This window comes from Leptotrichia wadei (assembly GCF_007990445.1).
GTDB classification, from domain to species: domain Bacteria; phylum Fusobacteriota; class Fusobacteriia; order Fusobacteriales; family Leptotrichiaceae; genus Leptotrichia; species Leptotrichia wadei_A.
Genome location: NZ_AP019841.1, coordinates 1,674,674 through 1,694,146 on the forward strand (window position 1 = coordinate 1,674,674; position 19,473 = coordinate 1,694,146).

The following is a 19,473-nucleotide window of genomic DNA, read 5'->3' on the forward strand; positions in this document are numbered from 1 at the left end:
AAGGAAAGGGAGTGTTAAAAAATAATGAAAGTATTGAAAATAGACGAGCATGAAAAGTTTTATGAATATTTTGATGTGGAAACAGTAGATAAAACAGAAATTTTAAGCAAGAATGGTGAAAAAGTAACAGCGGAAATAGAAATTTTTTCAGAAAATGTGGTAATTACACGAGGGAAAATTATTGACGGATTAAGGGAAGGAAGATGGGAGCATTTCTTTGATACAGGAGAACCAAAAGGAGTCAATGAATATAAAAGTGGACTACTGGATGGGCTGAATGAGGAGTACAGAAGAGATGGCTCAAAAATATTTAGTGGACAGTTTAAAAAAGGAAAGAAATCAGGACATTGGTGCTGGTATCATGAAAATGGAATAATTGAAGTAGAAGGGGAATATATCGAAGATAGAAGGGAAGGGAAGTTTATCCAAAATTTTGAAAGTGGAAATCTTTTTATGGAAACATGCTATAAAAATGGACTTGAAAATGGGAAAGTGAAAATATACTATGAGAATGGAAATATTCAGGCAGAATATAAAAGAGTAGATGGCTTAACGGAAGGGGAATACAGAAGATATTATGAAAATGGAAATACAAAGTATCAGGGGCTGGAAATCAATGGAAAAAGGGAAGGCAAGTGGATTTCATATTTTGAAACTGGCGAGATTGAAGCACAAGAGCAATGGAGCAAAAACAAATTAAATGGCTATCAAATTTTTTATTATAGAAATAAGAACATTGAGGGTGAATTTAATTGGGAAAATGGTAAGCTGGAAGGAATAGTGAAAAGATATTATGAAGATGGAACTCCTGAAAGCATAGAAAGGTATGAAAATAATAAATTAAATGGAGAATATACGGATTACTATCCAAATGGTAGAATTAAACAGTCAGGATTTATGAAAGATGGGGAATTAGATGGGAAAATAGTTACATATTTTGATTATGGAGGAAATTTAATTTCAAAAAAAGTTGATTATATAAACGGTAAGAAAAATGGAGAAAAAATTTCATATAATGATGATGGAAAGACAGTCGAAAGTATAGAAAGATACCTGAATGATAAACTGGAAGGAATAGCCGAATACTATGATGAACTAGGAAATTTAATATTAAAGCAAAAGTTTCATGAAGATGAATTAGTAAGTGAAGAAAATTTTTAGGGAATGGAGGGAATATGATAGGGAAAATAAGAAATTTTGATAAAAAAAAATATGAAATTTTATCAACTTCAAGAATAAAAATGTATGATGATGAAGAAAAGATGCAGATAAAAAAGACAGATAAAAATATTTTAGAGAGTATCCATAATTTTGTGTAAACTAATAGATAAATCCAGTAAATCTAATACTTTACTGTTCTATTTACACAAAAATTTTTATGCACCCATATTTTGGCTGCCCCTATATTTTTTACTCTGTCCTTTTCTAAATTTTTACTTGACATTAGGTAAAAAATTCGGTATAATATTTTTGTTAGTTTTGCCGCTTTAGCTCATCTGGTAGAGCAACTGACTTGTAATCAGTAGGTGGTTGGTTCGAGTCCGACAAGCGGCACCACTTTAAAAATATCACTCATATTATGAATTTTGAACTATTTTATTAAAATAAAATAGTTTTTTTATTTACTTTAAAAATTTTTAAATTTCACATTATACTCAAATCTACTTAATTTAAAAGTATACTATTAAAGATCATATAAATTCAGGATTTGAGTAAAATAGTCATAATTTTTGAGTTCCGTTTTAAAGTAGTTTTACTATAGTAAAAATTATCTTAACTCCTCTCTTATTTCCTCCTTTATCTTTTATTTTTTCAAAAAAAAAAGAAAAATCTGATAAATTCAAATCTTTCTTTTCTAAATTAATCTTAAATACTACTTGTATTATTTTTTGGTTTTCTTAGCCAATAATTTATTATGTTCCTTTATTACTTCATTAAAGTTTGCAAGTACATTTTCAGGTGTTCCATCTTCTGTCTGTGCAAAGAAACTGTCACTTACTGAAGAATGTGAGGCTTTTTCCTTTTTCTCTATTCTTTGAATAAATACATTTACAGATTGATTAAATTTATTAGCCTTTTGAACAAATTCGCTGTGATCTCCAGGCATATATCCTTCTTTTTCAAGCTGTTTTGTATTTTTTAAGGATTTTTCAAATTTTATAAGGGCCTTATCCATTTTTTCTTCCATCTTCTTAAATTGTTTAGCATTTCCCTTTGAAATAAAGTCGCTTGCATCTAATTCCTGCTTATGTATTTCCTTTATAATTTTTTCACCTTCAGTAATAAACATAAATTGATTATATGTAATAAACTGTTTTCGTTTATCATAATCCTTTATCATCAATTTTTTTATTTCATCAGATTTCTTTTCAAATACGTTTTTATAGCTTTTAGTAACTTGGTTATATTTATCCAAAGTTGCAAGTAATTGTGTATGCAAAACCTGTGCCTTTTCATAATTATCTTTTAAGTATTCTTTATTTTTATAATATGTTCTCATTTCATCTGTAATTGGCATCATTTTTTCAAGTATCGGAATCATCGCAATCGCCTTTTTATCCATTTCATCTTTTCTTTCCTTGCTAGTTTCCAATTCCTTCAACTTATCAATAAAATCCTTATCAATTGCAATATCCGCCGTAATATCCTCATTTTGAATAGTTCTAAACTTCTTATCTGTTCCAGCATCTTCAAAATAATATAAAAGCCCCTTGTCAATATTAAGTATTCTATTATAAAAACGTATGTGCTTACTATATTTATCTTTATTTCTGTCCAATATCTCCTGCTCTTTGGAAATTCCGCTCAACGATTTCTTTTCCACCTTTCCCGACATCATTGATAAAATCACTATTCCTAGCATAACTAGCACTATTATCCCTATTTTTTTCATATAATTGTTTTCACTCCTCCTTCTAATTTATAACAAATTTATCTTAAAACTCAATCTAAAGAGTTATAATCATTCCATCAATTTCTAGTATTCAACATAATTTTCAGGCAATTTTTCATCTAAATTTCTTTGAGTTTTATTTTAAATCCATTTTACTTCCTTAGTACAATTATAATAATTTTTATACATAATGTCAAACAAAAAAATATATTTTTGAAAAATTTTAAAATATGTGCTATACTAAATTCAACAATTAAAGATGTTAAATATTTATTATTTAATTATTCTGAAGTTTAACATTAAATAAAAAAGGAGAATGATTCAAGATGAAAAAAGTACTGCTTATTATCTCAATGTTTATGGTATTTATGATTGGGTATGGAAAGGGAAAGGCACTTGATGTGAATATGGAAACTGGAGCTAAAATTCCTAGTTTTCAGTTAAGGGACTTCAGCGGAAAATACACAAATAGCAGAAAAATATTTAATAACGGAAAGCCTACATTATTAGTTTTAGCAGCAGAATGGTGTCCATATTGCCGTTCAGAATTGCCTGATGTTCAAAAATTTTATGAAGAAAATAAGGATAACGTAAATGTAGTAGTTGTATTTACAAGAAGAAAAACAAATTTATCAGAAACTAAAAAATATGCAGAAGAAAGCAAATTTACTTTCCCAGTTTACTACGATGCCGATGATTCAATAATGAAGGGATTCAAAGTAAACAGTATTCCATACAACATAAAAATTGAAAATTCAAAAATTCAAGAAATTTTAGGTGGAACTATGCAATATGATGCTATAAAATCAGCATTTGGCATTGAATAAATTTATTAATTAAGTTTCAGTTTTTAAAATTTATCAGGATTTAAAGTTTTGTGCTTTAAGTCCTTTTTTTATACTATTTTCCATTAAAATAACAGATTTATTATAGCCAAAACTATTTAAAATTATATAAATTTAAGAGTTGAGTAAAATAGTCATTGTTTTTAAGTTTAGTTTTAAAGCAGTTTTACTATATAATACAAGGGGTCAAAAGACCCCTTGTCAAAAAAATAGACTATGATTTCCCCCTTTCAAAAAGGGATTTAGTACATAAATTTAATACTGATTCTAATTCATAAAATTAATATAATTTTGTTCCACATTCTGGACAAAACTTGCTTCCATTTGTCTTTGTTCCACATTCTGGACAGAATTTCGGAGCGGCGGTATTTCCTGCAGGATGATTATTTTCTGATGGCTGCTGATTATTATTGGGAGCTTGGTTTTGCTGATTCATCTGATTTGCCATCTGTTGTCCCATCATCATTCCCATTTGCATTCCTGCAACATTTCCAGCCATATTTCCTGCACCTCCTCCGTTTTCCATAGAATCAGCCATTGCCATTTGAGTGTATTTATTTACATCATTGACCATACTTTGTCCTGCTGCCTTTTCCTGCATACGTTTTATTTCTTCTGGATAATTGAAGCTGGAAATAGTGAAACTTGGAATACAGAGTCCGATTTTTCTCATTTCAAAATCCATATCTTCTTTAATTCCATTTCCAATTTCATAAGAATTTGCCTGAAGATTGAACATATCCTTTCCTTCTCTAACTATCCATTTCATAAGCAGCTGATCCAGCATTGAGATTACTCTTTCTTTTACATCATCAATATTATACTGCTGCTTAATTCCAGCAATTTTATCAATAAATACATTGTAATTATCAACTTTACAGGCCATTACGCCAAAGGCTCTTATTGGCATCCCTCCTGGAAGCCCTGGTGCCGGAATATTAATGGCATTTTTAGTTCCCCATTTTACAGTAACTTCCTTTGTATTGATAAAAAGCACTTCGGCTCTCATTCCTGAATTAAACCCAAATTTAAATCCTTTTAATGTTGACAAGAAAGGAACTATCTGTGAAGCAACATCATAACTTCCTTCATCTTCAAAAACACCTTCCACTTTTCCATTAAAAAGAAAAATTGCATCTTGTCCAGGTCTTATAATCAATTTTGATCCTTTTTTTATTTCTTTGTTTGACCATTTCCAGAAAAGAGTTTCATCATTATACTGCTCCCATTCTATAACGTTAGCAAGCTGATTTCCAAATAATCCCATTATAAATTTCTCCTTTCAATTTTTATTTTTTATATCCCCATTTCCTTTTTTAATCTTTCAAGCTCATCATCAACCGCAGATGAATTTTCCTTAGATTCTGCATCATCATATTTTTTCATAAGGTCATCTACTTCATCTCTTTTTGGAGAATTAAGTTCTATACTTGCATTTGCTTCATCTAACATTCTGTTAGCCTTTTCTTCAACAGAATTAAAGGCATCCATTTTTCCGCTTATGCCATTAGAAGATGATAATTTACTAATTTTTTGAGCAGATTTTGCCATTTTGATTTTTGCCTTTATTTCATTTCTTCTAGCATTAAGTTTTTGTATATCTGATGTAAGTTTATCGTGCATTTCTCTCATTTTTAAAGAGTTTTCAACTGCAACCATTTTTTCCTTTTCAAGCGATTCCAATTTTATTTTAATAGATTCCTTTTTTTCCAAAAACATTCTTGCATCAGCTTCATTTCCAGCTTGAAGAGCCTTTTTCGCATAACTTTCCATTTTTTTTATTTCATCTTCACATTCTGAAACTTTTCTCTTTGCAGCGCTTTCCTGTGCCATTACAGCAACTGTTTCAGCCTTTACACTCCCAAGATCCTTTTCCATATCCCTTAAATACTGATCTATCATTTTTTCAGGATCTTCCATTTTATCCAGCATCGCATTAATATTCGATGCCATTATTGTTTTAAATCTTTCTAAAATACCAGCCATTTCAAATTCCTCCAATATATTTTTTTTATTTATTCATATAGTAAAATAATAATCCCAATGCTATTACAGCCAATATAACTGCAATAGTTATTTTTACAGCCGATTTTGGATATTCTCCAACTATTTTCCCATTTTCCCCATTTATAATAATTTGATAGGATTTTCCATTAAATGAATAAGACATTGAATATACAGGCAACAACAAGAGTCTGTAATATTCATCGCTCCAATAGATGGAATATCTTATATCTCGTACTCTATCATATCTTCTTAGCACATCTGAAGAAATTGTATTGTAAATTTCATCTTCCATTTTTACTTTAGCCTCTTCATAGCCTTGTCTCATGGGAACTTTAAAAATCTCAGAATTGTACCCCGACAAATATCTTGAATCAAAATTTATCGTATCTTCCACATTAAATCCTCCAAGACTTTTTAAAAGCCTGTCATTTAGCGTTCTGGAAGCTCTCATTATAACATTTCTGAATTTGTTTCCAACTTCTCCACTTACATAATACCAGTCTGTGACTATTCTTGTTCTAGTCTTTCCATCCTCTTCGTAAGTTTCTGTCCTGTCAATCCCTCCCTGAGCAGTATATTCAGTATCTGCACTATTGTCAAAAGACCAGTATGGAAGATATATTCCAGTTACTTTTCCGCTTTGGTACAAATTTTTTAAAACATTCGGAGCAAACCATCTTCTTTTTATCCAATTTGAAAAAAGATTTCCAATTTCCCTTTTATCCACAAGAAAAGGTCTTATTCCATCAGGTTCTAATACAGATACCGCCTTTTCACTTAATACAATATTTGTATCACAATAGGGACACTTTTTTGAAGTTTCAAGTGGCTCCATCTCGACCATAGCACCGCAGGAACTGCATTGAACAATAGTTTTTTCTTCAGTTATTCTATTTTTTATCCTTTTTTCATAATCATTTATATCGTGTCTTTTATGCGTAAAAACTTTTGGCAATTCTTCTTCTGTTTCACAATTTTCACATTTCAGATTCCCAGATTTCGGATCAAACCGCATCATTCCGCCACAATTTTTACATCTAAAATCATCACTTTTCATTAAAATACTCCTTGACAAAAGGTTTTTGATCTCAAGTTAAATAAAATTTAATAAATAAACATAGAATCTCCAAAGCTATAAAATCTATATTTCTCTTCAATAGCCTTTTTATAAGCCTCAAAAATAAATTCTTTTCCGCCAAATGCTGAAATTAACATAATTAACGTAGATTTTGGCAAATGAAAATTTGTAATTATTGCATCAACAATTTTAAATTTATAATCTCCATAACTGAACCTCCCACGACTAAAGTCGCAGAGTTCTAAAATCTTTAAAAACATTCAAAAATTTTCTAAGAAGTTTGATAGCTTTACACTACCCTTATTCTTTTAGGTGTGTTCAGCTCACCTCTATTGTATAGGACATTTAAGTCCACAACTTTACTTTTCCTTAATATGTTTAATGCTCCATTACAATCTGCATTTAATTGATAGCCTTTACTTGTTTGATATAGTCCTCTTTTTATTCTTTTTCCACTGAATATATATTCTTGCGAATTTTCTTTATCATATATTGGAATTTCATCTCTATCAAAGAAACTTGCTTTTGATGTATAACTCTCTTCTTGCATTTTAAATTCTATTCCATATAGTTTACATAGATATATTAATTTATCTCTTAATTTTCCATATGGTATGTTTACAAAGTTTTGATTATTTATACTTCCTATATATATTTGAATTTCTTTGAAAATCTTCGTTACATCCTAGAACTAGTTTTCCTATATCATTATTAAGACAATAATTTATAATTATTCTTGCCGCTTTTGAAAGATAATCATTTATGTGATTATTTCTCTTTCTAGCTATTCTCTTTTGTCTTAATGTTGTGCTGGAGGTCTTTTGCTTATCTTTTATACTTTGTAATTTTGCATTTATCTTGTTATAGTATTGATTTATTGATTTTAATTTTCTACCATCTATTATGAATGATGCTCCATTATTAGTTACACAAGTACAAAGATTGTCTATACCTAAATCAATTCCTAGTCCATTTTCTTTATTTAGTTCCCTTTGAACTTCTTCTACCTCATAAATGTATTGAATTTCAAAGTACCTAGAATGTTGTTTTGGCATTATTCTAATCTCTTTTATTTTCTTGCCTTTTAATACTGGTGGTAGTTTTATTGCGATTTCCTTATGTGTCTTTCTAAATGAATTTGAATAAGGAATAATCAGCATATCGTCTTTTAATCTAACAAAACTTATAACAAGAGTTGTAAATCCATCTTTAGCAAGATATTTAGGTAATTTTATATCTTTAAAATTATATTGACCATTCTTAGCAAGTTTTAAAAGTCCAAAAAATGATTTAAAACTTCCATCTACTTTTTTTAGAATTTGTTGAGCCATATTAGAATTTAATTTCTTGTAATTTTCACTATTTTTAAGCATTTTATAGTTTTCATTATAACTTAAATACTTTTTATTTTGAAAATAGTGTTGTCTAACATTATATATAGCTTCATTAGTTAAGTTCTTGGCTATATGAGATAAATATTTTAAATTTTTAAACTCTTTTTTACTAAGATGTTTTACCTGTTGTTTTAATGTTAAATACATATATAACCACCTCCTTTTCATCAGAGATATTATACCATGTATTCTACATTTTATCTGTCAAAAAAGTAATATTTTTTATTTATTTTTAAATATTTTTAAAGTTTTTAAAACCCCACAACAGTGGGAAGCGTCGTTCACATAAGTGCGCTACTACTTATGCAGTTCTCTTGGCATATATACTCCTTAATAAATTAAGGAGCTTAGCCTTGAACTTCTTGTTATCTCTAACAAGCACAGACTATATCTTATCCTTATCCTATTTCAAGGACTTAGGCGAAACCACTTCCAATACCTATCGCTTGTATTGTACTCCCCTCACGAGGGATAGTCGTTGAACTTTCCTTTTCAGGCTTAGCTGCTGATTGTCTATTATCATAATGTTTAGGATTTAACCTTGCACCATCTAGTATATTTTTTCTGCTTTCGCCACCATCACACTTATACCATATTTTAACGAAGGTATTATGTTGTGGTTATACTAGCTTTAAGAGTTCCCAGCAGTTCAGTTTCTTTGTTGCACGGTTTTGCTCCGTGTCTACATACAAGTTTCCCTATATGCTTACTAAAATTTTCGTGCAATTCATCTCACGACTAAAGTTGCGAGTGTTCTTGCACTATTTAATAAAAATACTTGTATTTCCTTCATCCGCCATAATTTTACCATTTTCATAAGCAGCTGATTCCAATGTTCTTACTGATGTCGTTCCTACTGCAATTACACGATTTCCCTTCTCCTTAGCCTCATTGACAATTTTAGCCGTTTCTTCAGGTACACGGTATTTTTCACTGTGCATTTTATGATCCAGTACATTTTCTACCTGTACAGGTCTAAACGTTCCAAGTCCCACATCCAAAAATACTTCTGCAATGATAACTCCCTTTTCACGAATTTTTTCTAAAAGTTCATTTGTAAAATGAAGTCCTGCAGTTGGAGCAGCGACAGATTCCCCTTCCTTTGCATATACAGTCTGATATCGGTTCTTATCCTCCAATTTCTCCATAATATATGGCGGAAGCGGCATTTCCCCCAACTTATCCAATATTTCCTCAAATCTTCCTTCAAAATTAAATTTTACAACTCTATTCCCATCTTCCTTAATTTCCAAAAGTTCCGCCTCCAGAACCCCTTCTAAAAATATGATTTTCTGCCCAATTTTCAACTTTTTAGCAGGCTTTAACAAAACTTCCCACGTATACAAATCATATCTTTTTAAAAGAAAACATTCAAGTACAACTCCATTTTCCTTATGCCCAAACAATCTTGCAGGAATAACTTTTGTACGATTAATTACAAGAACATCATCTTTTTTTAAATAATCTATTATATTATAAAATTTTTTATGTTCCAATGTTTTTTCTGTTTTATTTAATACTAGCAATCTTGAATGATCTCTTGGATTAACTGCATGCTGTGCTATCAGCTCTTCTGGCAATTCAAAATCAAAATCTGAAATTTTCATTTAACTTATTTTTCTCACTTTCTCTTATTTTAAAGGAAACAGGGAATTTAATAATTCCCTGCCAATTTCCACAATTTTTATTTATTTTTAAATATATCTATTAATATGCACTTCCAATTTCAAATGTTTTATAAGTGTCTACTCTATTATACCATCCTTGCAGCCATCTGCTTTCATTTCTTGGAGCATTTTTTACACGTCTTGCCAATATATCTTTAGCAGAATTACTAAATTCTACCAATGCACTTTGTCCAGTCGCTGTTCCCTTCATATTTTCAAGTACTTGCCTCAATCCCCAAGCAACATTGTTATACGATGAAACACCTTTCAATCCTTCACCTTTAAAGTTTACATAGTCAATTAACGCATATAGCCCATTGGGAGTGTTTACCATTCTATCAAATTGATTTTTTAAATTCTCCTTATTTGAAGAAGCCTGTATCATTTTATCAAGCGAGCTTTTTAACCTGTCATAAATAAACATTACCTGAATATCTCTTGTATTGTCAAAAAATGCGATTAATTCTTGAATATCCTTATCCCCGTTAGCCTTTTTAGCCATTAACTCTGATTTGCTGTTCCAAGGGGAATGTTTAAATTCTGCAAGTAATTTTGGCAATGCAATACCTTTTTCCTTATAATAGGCAATCATATCAGGCAAACTGTCTCCAAATCCACTTCTTCCACCGCTAGCCTTAAACCACGTGAAATGTCCAATTCCAAGTGACGGAAAATTTTCTCCATCGTTCCAGTCAACTAGATTATTTCTAACTCCACCAGTTTCATTCTGGAAAATTTTCTCCGCTACAGCAAGTAATTGTTCTCTTGATAATTTCATATCAGGCGTTCCTTGCTGAGTTTTTCTGTTTGCTGTGTAGGTATTTTCATTTGGACGTTCGTAACTTCCACTATCACGCATATTTTTCAAGCTTGTATTTACATTTAAATCTATGCTTTTATTATTATATTGATTTTTAATTAATTTTTCCAATTGAGAATTATTAGTTTTAGTTGAAGCTACCGATACAAGTTCTTTTTTAGGCGTACTTACGCTTTCAATGTTCCCTTTTAACGACACCTCCTTAATATTTTCATTTCCAAATAATGCTATTGAGCATGTTATACCCAATAATAATATTCCTGTTCTTTTAAAAAATTTCCTATCACTAATCATTAACTCATCTCCATTCTTTTTTTAATTAAACAATTTTTATATTTTTAAATAGTAAAAATCATTTAATGCTTAACTAATTTTCAATTTTATTTATAATTTTCTGTCCTATAACAACTCTATCCAATCCCGCTAAATCCTTCACAACTTCAATATTTTTAAAACCTGAACTTGCCATAATTTTAGCAACATTTTTTCCCTGCTTATAGCCAATCTCAAATAACAAATACCCAAAATCAGCCAAATAATCAGATGCCTTCTGACAAATTTCATAATAAAAATATAATCCGTCATTTTCTGCAAAAAGTGCTTCGCTTGGCTCATGTAATAAAGTGTCATCTGACATAATACCAACTTCATTAAGGGAAATATACGGCGGATTTGACACTATCATATCAAACTCCCTAAATTCCACATTTTCAAATAAATCAGATTTTAAAAATTTTATATTTGAAACCTTTAAAATCTCTTTATTTTTTTGAGCAGTTTCAAGCGCCTTGTCTGAAATATCCACACCTAGCACATAAGAACTTTCTATTTCCAATGCGGCTGTAATCCCTATTATACCACTTCCAACACCAATATCAAGTATTTTTGGATGAATTTCATTTTTTAAAACCTTATCTTTCAAAGTATCAATCATTTTTTCAACCAAAATTTCCGTATCTTGCCGTGGAATTAAAACCCCTTTGTCAACGTAAAACTTTCTTCCATAAAATTCCTGCTCATTTAGCAAATATTGAACTGGAAATTTTTCACGTCCAATTTTTTGAATAAAATATCTGATTTTTTCGATTTCCTCATCTTCAACATCATCCCTGTACTTTGTAAAAAGCATCATTCTATCAATATTCAAAACGTGTGAAAATACAATTTCTGCAATTAATTTTCCCTCTTGAATATCGTTTTTTTCAAGATATTGAACACTTTTATCAAGCAGCAATTTCAATTGTTTTTCAGACTTTACTGTATTTTCAAAATCATTATTATCAGATTTTTTTTTCTCTTTTGATTTATTTACAATTTCATTCAGTTTTTCCCGAATTTTTTTTAATTCATTTTCTGATAATACTCGCTCAAATTCAGCATACAGCATAATTCTTTCCATTTTCATTATTTCAGCAATTATGCTTTCTGCCGTTAGCCGAGCATTTTTTATATTTTTTTTTTCCAAATAATTAACCGATTTATTTAAAATATCCAGCAAATTATTCATTGTTACTTCCAACCTCTTTCAATAATTCAGCTTGTTCATAAGCTATCAAGGCATCTATCATCTCATCCAGATCCCCATCCAAAATTCCTTCAAGCCTATGAAGCGTCAATTTAATTCTGTGATCTGTAACTCTTCCTTGCGGGAAATTATAAGTTCTGATTTTTTCAGATCTGTCTCCACTTCCAACTTGCGAACGTCTTTCATTTTCAACTGCACTTCTTTGTTTTTCACATTCCATTTCATACAATTTAGAAACTAGCACTTTCATTGCAGCTTCCTTATTTTTTATTTGTGAACGTCCATCTTGCGAAGTGACCACAAGTCCAGTCGGCAAATGGGTAATTCTTACAGCAGAATCAGTCGTATTTACGTGCTGTCCACCTGCACCGCTCGATCTGTACGTATCAATTTTCAAATCACTTGGATTAATTTCAACTTCACTTACATCATCTATTTCAGGCAATACTGCAACTGTAATTGTAGATGTATGAACTCTTCCTGAAGATTCAGTAGCTGGAACTCTTTGCACACGGTGAACTCCACTTTCAAATTTTAATCTTGAATAAGCTCCGTGTCCTTTAATCAAAAATGTTACTTCTTTTAATCCACCAACACCGATTTCATTTTTTTCAATGATTTCAGTTTTCCAACGGTTTCTTTCTGCATATCTTGTAAACATTCTGAAAATATCAGCTGCAAATAATGCTGCTTCATCTCCACCCGCACCAGCACGGATTTCCATGATAACATTTTTGTCATCGTTGGGATCCTTTGGAAGTAAGAGAACTTTTAATTCTTCTTCAAGATGTGGAATTTCTTCTTCAATCAGATGAATTTCTTCATTCATCATTTCCTTCATTTCCGCATCTTTTTCAATTTTCAAGTCTTCCTTCAGACCTTCTAATTCCTCTTTACGGCTTTTGTAATATGTATATTTTTTAACAACTTCATCAATACTGTTCAAAGCCTTATTATACTCCATAATTTTCTTTGGATCTGACACAACTTCAGGATCCATAAGCTTTTCTGTAAGTTCCTTATGCTTTAAAACAACATCGTCTAATTTTTGAAACATAATTAATTTTCCAACTCCTAAATTCTTTATTTTATTTAAATAATTTATAATCCAAACTATTTCTGAACTTTTTATATTAATTTTTTTAATTACCTAAAATAAATTTTCTAATCAACTCTTTTTAGATAACTTTTAACGTTAAGTATTATAGCACATTTTTTTATCTTTTTCAATTTTTAATTATATAAAATTCCAAATTGCATCATTATAAATAATATGACAAATGCAACTGAAAATCCAAGCAGTCCACCCGCCAGAACTTCCCTTATACTATGAATTCCAGACTTAACTCTGCTTTGAGCAACTAATGCAGCCATAAAGAATCCCAAAACCAGTATTCTCACATCTGAAGTCATAAATACAAGTATTCCAAAAGCAGCAAAAGCTATCGCGCTATGTCCGCTAGGCATACCTCCTTCAAGTGGAGTGCCTTTCCTAAAAAATGTTTTCAGAACAATTACTAAAATTGAAACTAAAATCAATATCAAAATTGAAATATTACCTTTTCTTCCAGCAATAACATGCAATTTATTCGCGCCATCAAAAATATCCAGCAATTTATCATAAAATAGCAAATATCCCACGCAAAGTGCATTAATCGCAGCAACCAGAACCGCTCCAGCCGCTACATCCTTAGCCAATTTTGCAAGTGGATGACGCTCAGGAGAAACCAAGTCAATAATTGCTTCAACTGCAGTATTTACAAGTTCTGTAATTATTACAAATGAAACCGACAAGGAAATTATCAAAATTTCCACTTTGCTCGCATTTATAACAATCGCCAAAATCACAATAATAATTGCCGCAAGTATATGAACTTTCATATGCTTTTCATTCTTCAATGCCGAAATTAGCCCTTCTATCGCAAAGTTAAAGCTGTCAACAAGCCTTTTATCCCTTGCCCTTTCTTTTTTTATATCCCAATTATATCTATTCTTTTTATGGAACAATGAAAATATCGATCTTTTCTTTTTTTTATCACTATTTTCATTTTTATTTTTTCCCATTAAAATTTTCACTCCTTCCTAAATTTTTACAAAAATTTATCGAATATAGTTAAACTTGCTCAAAATTTCTTCTTCCCGCTTTCTCATAACAGCCTTATCTTCTTCCTCAATATGGTCATATCCCAGCAAATGCAACATTCCGTGACATAAAACATAGTAAAATTCGCGTTCATCAGAATGTCCATATTCACTAGACTGCTCTCTCACACGATCAATTGAAATTACGATGTCACCTAACATATTGACCGCCCCAATATTCTCTGTTTCATTATAGGCAAAAGAAATTACATCCGTTGGAACATCTTTTTGGCGATATTCACGATTTATTTCCTGGATTTCATCATTTGTCGTAATCAATAGCGAAAGATAGTATTCACTTTTTTCAAAATCTTTCTTGTATTCATCCTTTAAAATGTAGCTTACAAATTCATTTATCTTTTCTTCATCAAAAAAACTGTCAATTTTTTCAATGTTATAGGTTATATCTATTTCTAATTTTTTTTCTTTTTCCATTCTTTATATTTTCTCCATTTTCATAATTTTATTTTTTCTCAATTTTTTTCATTTTTTCATCCATTTTTGGATATTTTATTCTTTCATGATAAACACCTTGCAACGTATTTATAAAGGATTGAATAACTTTTTCCAATTCTCCCAAAGTTAAATCAGAATCGCTTAATTGCTTGTCTTCGATTTTTGATTTTACTAAATATCGGATAAAATTCTCAATTCCTTCCTTACTTTTATTTTCAAGCGTTCTCGTAGCTGCTTCCACCGTATCCGCCAAAAGTATTATCCCTGATTCCTTTGTCTTTGGTTTAGGCCCGCTATATCTAAAGTTGCTTTCCACAACTTTTTCTCCATTTTCCAGCGCCTTATAGTAAAAATATTGAGTCAAAGTTGTTCCATGATGCTGTAAAATCACATCCAATATTTCCTTTGGCAATTTATTTTCTTTACCCATTATATATCCGTCTTTTGTGTGTGAAGTTAATATTAACGCACTTAACGATGGCTTTATCTTATTATGCGGATTAATTCCATCCCGCTGATTTTCCACAAAAAATTCTGGACGCTTCATTTTTCCAATATCGTGATAATACGAAGCAATTCTCGCAAAAGTCGCATTTGCTCCTATACTTTCAGCCGCTCCTTCAGCCAGCGCTCCAACCATTATACTATGATGAAAAGTCCCTGGCGCTTTTATAAGCAGCTGTTTAAGCAATGTATGTGAAAAATCACTTAATTCCAGCAATTTCATCGTTGTTAAAATATCAAAATAATCTTCAAAATATGGCAATACCGCAAGCGACATCATTCCAGTAAGAATCCCAGAAAATACTGAAAACACTATCATCAGCATAATTAATCCAAAATTTGACTGGTTTACCAATCCATAGCTAAATGCCAGCAATGCCTGAAATATTCCCAAAAAGAAGCTCAATTTAATAATATCGCTTCTTCCAACAAGATCATCCGCCTTATAAACTGCAACAAGTGAAACCGCTATTGTGACAAAAAACCACGATTCCTCCTGAGATAGCATAACCATATTAGAAAATGTCATAATAATCGCATAAGTTTTATTTCCTATAATTGTCGAAATAATCGGAAGCATTGCAAAAGGAAGCAAGTAAATAAGAAACTGATTATTTAAAAATAAAACATAAAACATATTTACAACTATTATTGTAAGCAATGTTGGATAAAATGCATTTGACTCCACAACTTTTCTTACGTTTTTTTTAAGAAGAAAATATATTAAAATTAAAAGCAATGAAAATGTTGTTATTAGTCCAACCGCCTTTTTAAATTTATCCCCATTTCTTACCAAATTTAGTTTTTCCAATTTTAAAAATGCATCTGAATCAATTATTTCACCTTTTTTTACAATAATGTCCCCTTTATAAATTTTGATTTCCTTATCTTTCAATGACATCATATTATCTGCAATTTTTTTCTTTGTAGCTTCCTCATTTATAACCAAATTTGGCTTTATAAAATTTTGAAGAACTTTCATATCCAGATTATCTGCCTGTATATTCTTTCTTCTGATTATTTTTGGCAAATTCTCCATTTTATAAATTCCTGTGCTGTAAATTTCAGACATAGTTTCACTTAGATTTACAGAATATTCCACATTTTCTGTTCTTGCCACTATTTCCCTAATATCAGCATTTGTAAATGTATATTTATTATCTTTTATATACTTTGCAATCGTTGCATCATCAGACAAGTTCATATTCCGTATATCCCGTAAAAATTTATTAAGAGCAATCACCGTTTCCCTGTTTACATCCTTTAATTTATCATATTCAGGCTGTGTTGTTCTCATTATTTTTTCCTCAATGCTGTCATCTAAAATATCTACAAAATATGACATATTTTTATATGCCACAATATCAGATTTTGCAATACTTCCAACATTGTAGTTCACATTCAGTCTTGACATTTCTATAATTATTCCAAATATCATAAATGTTATCGCCAAAATAACGAACCTGAACATAAATCTATTTTTGATATAAGATTGGGATTCATCATTTTTTTTATTTTTTTCTTTAACTTCAAAAAGAAATTCCCGCCCTAATATATTTACTCTCATTTTCCCTATCCTTTCCTAAAATTTATAATCCTCCCTTTTTATTTTTATCATATTCAAAATTTTTACTTCATTCTCTCTAAAATCTCATTTTTACTTCCAACTATTTTATTCCTTGGAAGAGCAGCCAAAAATTTCTTCCCATACATTTTTTTTATTACTCTATTATCAAGAATAATTATATTTCCGCTATCTGACTTGCTTCTAATAAGCCTTCCAACTCCCTGCTTAAATTTAATCACAGCCTGCGGGACTTGATAATCATTAAACGGATTTTGTCCATTCCTTTTTATATTTTCAATAATCGCCTCTGTCACAGGATCGTTCGGCACCTTAAACGGCAGTTTTGTAATAATTACCGATTTCAGCTGATCTCCCTGCACATCGACACCTTCCCAGAAACTGTCTGTCCCAAATAATACTGGATTTTTAGAATTTTTAAATATTTCAATCATTTCATGCCGTGGAAAGTCATTTTGCCTTATAAGCGTATATTCCTTTTGCGAAAGCCGTGTTTTTAGCCGGCTATACAAAAAATTCAAGGTACTATACGAAGTAAATAACAAAAAGCAATGTCCCTTCGTACTTTTTATCACTTCTTCAACAAATCCTTCCAAATCTCTCATAAATTCAGTATTCGTTGGATCAAGCGCATCTTCTGGAATATAGACCTTCATTTGCTTTTCATAGTCAAACGGCGATTTTACAATTTTTTCATCTATTTTTTTGGGATTTTCCTTCACAAGCCCAACACTTTTTTTATAATAGTCAAATTTATTGTCAACAGCAAGTGTCGCCGAAGTAAAAATCATTCTATCCAATTTATTAAACAAATTATCATTCAGTTCATCTGAAATATCAAAAGGTGTTGCGTACAATTTCACATTTGGACGTACTGTCGTAACATTTGCCCAGTAAACATAGCCTTCCTCTTTCCCTTCCAAAATAAACTCAAACTTTTTATAATATTGCTTCAGCCTTTCATAATATCTTGAAAATTCAAATAAAAATCCATCTTTATCTTCAAGATTATAATTATTCACTTTATTTAGAAATTTATTAATTTTCATAACCAAATTTCCATAAATTTCCTTAAACTGGCTATTTAATTCCATAGTTTCACGAAATAATTTATTACTTCGCATTTTTTCTTTATCAATTTTTGCTTTGATTTCCCTATTGTCATTATTTTCCGAAAAAAGAAAAGTCAACTTATCAAAAATATCAATTCCCTTATCATAAAATTTATTTAGCTCTTCAACAACATTTTCCTGCAATTCATCAACTTCCTTATATTCTTCACTCGAAAGGCTTTCATTCAAATAAGCCAGAAGTTTTACAAGAGCCCCGCCATTGCTTGATTTTACAACACGCTTATTATAAATATTTCCCATAAGCCGTCCAAAGGAAATTTTTGACGTTTCAAAAGTAAAATAATTTCTAGCAGTATCTTCAATATTATGCGCTTCATCAAAAACTAAAATATCATAATTTGGCAAAATTGAATAATTTGTATAAAATCCCGTCTGATTTCTAATTGCCAAATCAGCAAAGAACATATGATGGTTCACAATAAGAAGTGTCGCATCTGAAATATTTTTTCTTGCATTAAAAAAATGACATTTTGAATAATATGGGCATTTTACGCCTTTACACATATCAGCTTCACTATTCACTTTTTCCCAAATACTGTTTGAAATCTCATATTTCAGTTCATTCCTGTCACCTGTCTTCGTAACCTTTTTATCCCATTCTATAAGATTTCTTATAATATTTTTTTCCTTTTTTTCATCTTCCGTATCCGTTTCCTTATCAACAACCTCCAAATTATAAAGTTTCCTTTTACAAAGATAATTTCCTCTTCCCTTTACAATCTGATAATCAAAATCTTCATCAATAATTTTTTTCAAAAGTGGAATATCCTTATTAATAAGCTGTTCCTGCAAATTAATTGTATTTGTAGAAACAATTACTTTTAAATTATTTTCAATGGCATAAATCAATGTAGGTAAAAGATAAGCAATCGTTTTTCCAGTTCCAGTCCCAGCCTCCACTATCAGCTTTTTATTCTCATTCATACTTTTTTCAATAAACTTAGCCATCTCATACTGCTCCCGCCGTACTTCAAACTTTCCAAAATTTTTATGAATAATCCCATTTTCTCCAAAATAATCATCAATATCAATTTTTATAAATTCCCTTAAAGGCACAACCACACAAATATCATCCACATCATTATTTACAATATACGAAGCTCCACCAACTTCTCCATACATACTAGAAATATTCACATCCTCATCAGATGGAATCAGCACTCCAGATGGATGATTATGTATTATAACCTCATTTTTTCTCATCATATTCAGCAACGCAGCAACAGAGCCAGCATTTCCTCTAGCAATAACCTCAACTTCAGAAACAACTCCATTCTTATCAGGAATTCCCCTAAAAAATATCTCATTCCCGCCATATTTCTTTATTTCTGACCGCATCCCGCTTGCCACTTTTTCACTAATAAATTCAGAAATTTTCATTTTTCCTCCTATACTAAAGATTTTACTATATAAAAAGTTTTTTT

Annotated in this window: 14 protein-coding genes, 1 tRNA gene and 3 pseudogenes; 4 read left to right on the plus strand and 14 right to left on the minus strand. The window is 30.4% G+C overall.

The genetic code is table 11. From position 1 onward, the window contains the following. Positions 1-24: 24 nt before the first annotated feature. The 3 genes from FVE74_RS07970 to FVE74_RS07975 all read left to right on the plus strand — a co-directional run bounded on the left by FVE74_RS07970 (position 25) and on the right by FVE74_RS07975 (position 1,557). Positions 25-1,161 carry a toxin-antitoxin system YwqK family antitoxin gene (locus FVE74_RS07970; RefSeq protein WP_147004053.1) on the plus strand — a complete coding sequence of 379 codons (1,137 nt, stop codon included), beginning with the start codon at positions 25-27 and terminating at the stop codon, positions 1,159-1,161. Between the two features lie 14 nt (positions 1,162-1,175). Continuing rightward, the gene (locus FVE74_RS11575; RefSeq protein WP_172617465.1) at positions 1,176-1,319 is read left to right on the plus strand and encodes a hypothetical protein; all 144 of its coding nucleotides are present in this window, start codon (positions 1,176-1,178) and stop codon (positions 1,317-1,319) included. A 162-nt stretch (positions 1,320-1,481) separates the two neighbouring features. Further along, positions 1,482-1,557: transfer RNA gene (locus FVE74_RS07975), tRNA-Thr, on the plus strand. A gap of 325 nt (positions 1,558-1,882) precedes the next feature. Here FVE74_RS07975 and FVE74_RS07980 read toward each other — a convergent pair. Next, positions 1,883-2,893 carry a YiiG family protein gene (locus tag FVE74_RS07980; protein ID WP_147004054.1) on the minus strand — a complete coding sequence of 337 codons (1,011 nt, stop codon included), beginning with the start codon at positions 2,891-2,893 and terminating at the stop codon, positions 1,883-1,885. Between the two features lie 326 nt (positions 2,894-3,219). Here FVE74_RS07980 and FVE74_RS07985 point away from each other — a divergent pair, with 326 nt between their 5' ends. Beyond that, a complete protein-coding gene (locus tag FVE74_RS07985; RefSeq protein ID WP_147004055.1) occupies positions 3,220-3,720 on the plus strand; it encodes a TlpA family protein disulfide reductase in 501 nt (166 codons plus the stop codon). Between the two features lie 298 nt (positions 3,721-4,018). Here the strand turns inward: FVE74_RS07985 and FVE74_RS07990 are convergent, their stop codons facing one another. From FVE74_RS07990 to FVE74_RS08060, 13 genes and pseudogenes are all read right to left on the minus strand, one after another. Further along, the gene (locus FVE74_RS07990; protein WP_147004056.1) at positions 4,019-5,005 is read right to left on the minus strand and encodes an SPFH domain-containing protein; all 987 of its coding nucleotides are present in this window, start codon (positions 5,003-5,005) and stop codon (positions 4,019-4,021) included. A gap of 29 nt (positions 5,006-5,034) precedes the next feature. Beyond that, a complete protein-coding gene (locus tag FVE74_RS07995) occupies positions 5,035-5,724 on the minus strand; it encodes a PspA/IM30 family protein (protein ID WP_147004057.1) in 690 nt (229 codons plus the stop codon). Between the two features lie 25 nt (positions 5,725-5,749). Beyond that, positions 5,750-6,802, minus strand: a complete 1,053-nt coding sequence (locus FVE74_RS08000) for a hypothetical protein (protein WP_147004058.1) — start codon at positions 6,800-6,802, stop codon at positions 5,750-5,752. Between the two features lie 47 nt (positions 6,803-6,849). Beyond that, positions 6,850-7,044: pseudogene (locus tag FVE74_RS08005) on the minus strand (S-adenosylmethionine:tRNA ribosyltransferase-isomerase); the annotation flags it as partial. 68 nt (positions 7,045-7,112) lie between these two features. Further along, positions 7,113-8,364 (minus strand): annotated as a pseudogene (locus tag FVE74_RS08010) (RNA-guided endonuclease InsQ/TnpB family protein). Positions 8,365-8,984: 620 nt separating this feature from the next. Beyond that, a pseudogene (gene queA / locus FVE74_RS08025) lies at positions 8,985-9,824 on the minus strand (tRNA preQ1(34) S-adenosylmethionine ribosyltransferase-isomerase QueA); the annotation flags it as partial. Positions 9,825-9,924: 100 nt separating this feature from the next. Further along, a complete protein-coding gene (locus FVE74_RS08030; RefSeq protein ID WP_147004059.1) occupies positions 9,925-10,998 on the minus strand; it encodes a hypothetical protein in 1,074 nt (357 codons plus the stop codon). A gap of 73 nt (positions 10,999-11,071) precedes the next feature. Further along, positions 11,072-12,211: a peptide chain release factor N(5)-glutamine methyltransferase gene (gene prmC, locus FVE74_RS08035; RefSeq protein ID WP_147004060.1), complete on the minus strand. Its 1,140-nt coding sequence runs from the start codon at positions 12,209-12,211 to the stop codon at positions 11,072-11,074. Beyond that, on the minus strand, positions 12,204-13,286 hold the full coding sequence (prfA, locus tag FVE74_RS08040) for a peptide chain release factor 1 (protein WP_147004061.1): 1,083 nt from the start codon (positions 13,284-13,286) through the stop codon (positions 12,204-12,206). Before prfA ends, prmC begins: the two co-directional genes overlap by 8 nt. Positions 13,287-13,462: 176 nt before the next feature. Continuing rightward, positions 13,463-14,293: a diacylglycerol kinase gene (locus FVE74_RS08045; protein ID WP_147004062.1), complete on the minus strand. Its 831-nt coding sequence runs from the start codon at positions 14,291-14,293 to the stop codon at positions 13,463-13,465. Between the two features lie 36 nt (positions 14,294-14,329). Then, the gene (ybeY, locus tag FVE74_RS08050) at positions 14,330-14,806 is read right to left on the minus strand and encodes an rRNA maturation RNase YbeY (RefSeq protein WP_147004063.1); all 477 of its coding nucleotides are present in this window, start codon (positions 14,804-14,806) and stop codon (positions 14,330-14,332) included. 28 nt (positions 14,807-14,834) lie between these two features. Further along, positions 14,835-16,898, minus strand: a complete 2,064-nt coding sequence (locus FVE74_RS08055) for an HD family phosphohydrolase (RefSeq protein ID WP_147004064.1) — start codon at positions 16,896-16,898, stop codon at positions 14,835-14,837. A 62-nt stretch (positions 16,899-16,960) separates the two neighbouring features. Then, a complete protein-coding gene (locus FVE74_RS08060) occupies positions 16,961-19,429 on the minus strand; it encodes a helicase C-terminal domain-containing protein (RefSeq protein ID WP_147004065.1) in 2,469 nt (822 codons plus the stop codon). Positions 19,430-19,473 lie beyond the last annotated feature (44 nt).

What these genes read in the sequence shown, in the direction of transcription:
- FVE74_RS07970 (WP_147004053.1), top strand. Translation starts at nt 25, where the DNA reads ATGAAAGTATTGAAAATAGACGAGCATGAAAAGTTTTATGAATATTTT.
- FVE74_RS11575 (WP_172617465.1), top strand. Translation starts at nt 1,176, where the DNA reads ATGATAGGGAAAATAAGAAATTTTGATAAAAAAAAATATGAAATTTTA.
- FVE74_RS07980 (WP_147004054.1), bottom strand. Translation starts at nt 2,893, where the DNA reads ATGAAAAAAATAGGGATAATAGTGCTAGTTATGCTAGGAATAGTGATT.
- FVE74_RS07985 (WP_147004055.1), top strand. Translation starts at nt 3,220, where the DNA reads ATGAAAAAAGTACTGCTTATTATCTCAATGTTTATGGTATTTATGATT.
- FVE74_RS07990 (WP_147004056.1), bottom strand. Translation starts at nt 5,005, where the DNA reads ATGGGATTATTTGGAAATCAGCTTGCTAACGTTATAGAATGGGAGCAG.
- FVE74_RS07995 (WP_147004057.1), bottom strand. Translation starts at nt 5,724, where the DNA reads ATGGCTGGTATTTTAGAAAGATTTAAAACAATAATGGCATCGAATATT.
- FVE74_RS08000 (WP_147004058.1), bottom strand. Translation starts at nt 6,802, where the DNA reads ATGAAAAGTGATGATTTTAGATGTAAAAATTGTGGCGGAATGATGCGG.
- FVE74_RS08030 (WP_147004059.1), bottom strand. Translation starts at nt 10,998, where the DNA reads ATGATTAGTGATAGGAAATTTTTTAAAAGAACAGGAATATTATTATTG.
- prmC (WP_147004060.1), bottom strand. Translation starts at nt 12,211, where the DNA reads ATGAATAATTTGCTGGATATTTTAAATAAATCGGTTAATTATTTGGAA.
- prfA (WP_147004061.1), bottom strand. Translation starts at nt 13,286, where the DNA reads ATGTTTCAAAAATTAGACGATGTTGTTTTAAAGCATAAGGAACTTACA.
- FVE74_RS08045 (WP_147004062.1), bottom strand. Translation starts at nt 14,293, where the DNA reads ATGGGAAAAAATAAAAATGAAAATAGTGATAAAAAAAAGAAAAGATCG.
- ybeY (WP_147004063.1), bottom strand. Translation starts at nt 14,806, where the DNA reads ATGGAAAAAGAAAAAAAATTAGAAATAGATATAACCTATAACATTGAA.
- FVE74_RS08055 (WP_147004064.1), bottom strand. Translation starts at nt 16,898, where the DNA reads ATGAGAGTAAATATATTAGGGCGGGAATTTCTTTTTGAAGTTAAAGAA.
- FVE74_RS08060 (WP_147004065.1), bottom strand. Translation starts at nt 19,429, where the DNA reads ATGAAAATTTCTGAATTTATTAGTGAAAAAGTGGCAAGCGGGATGCGG.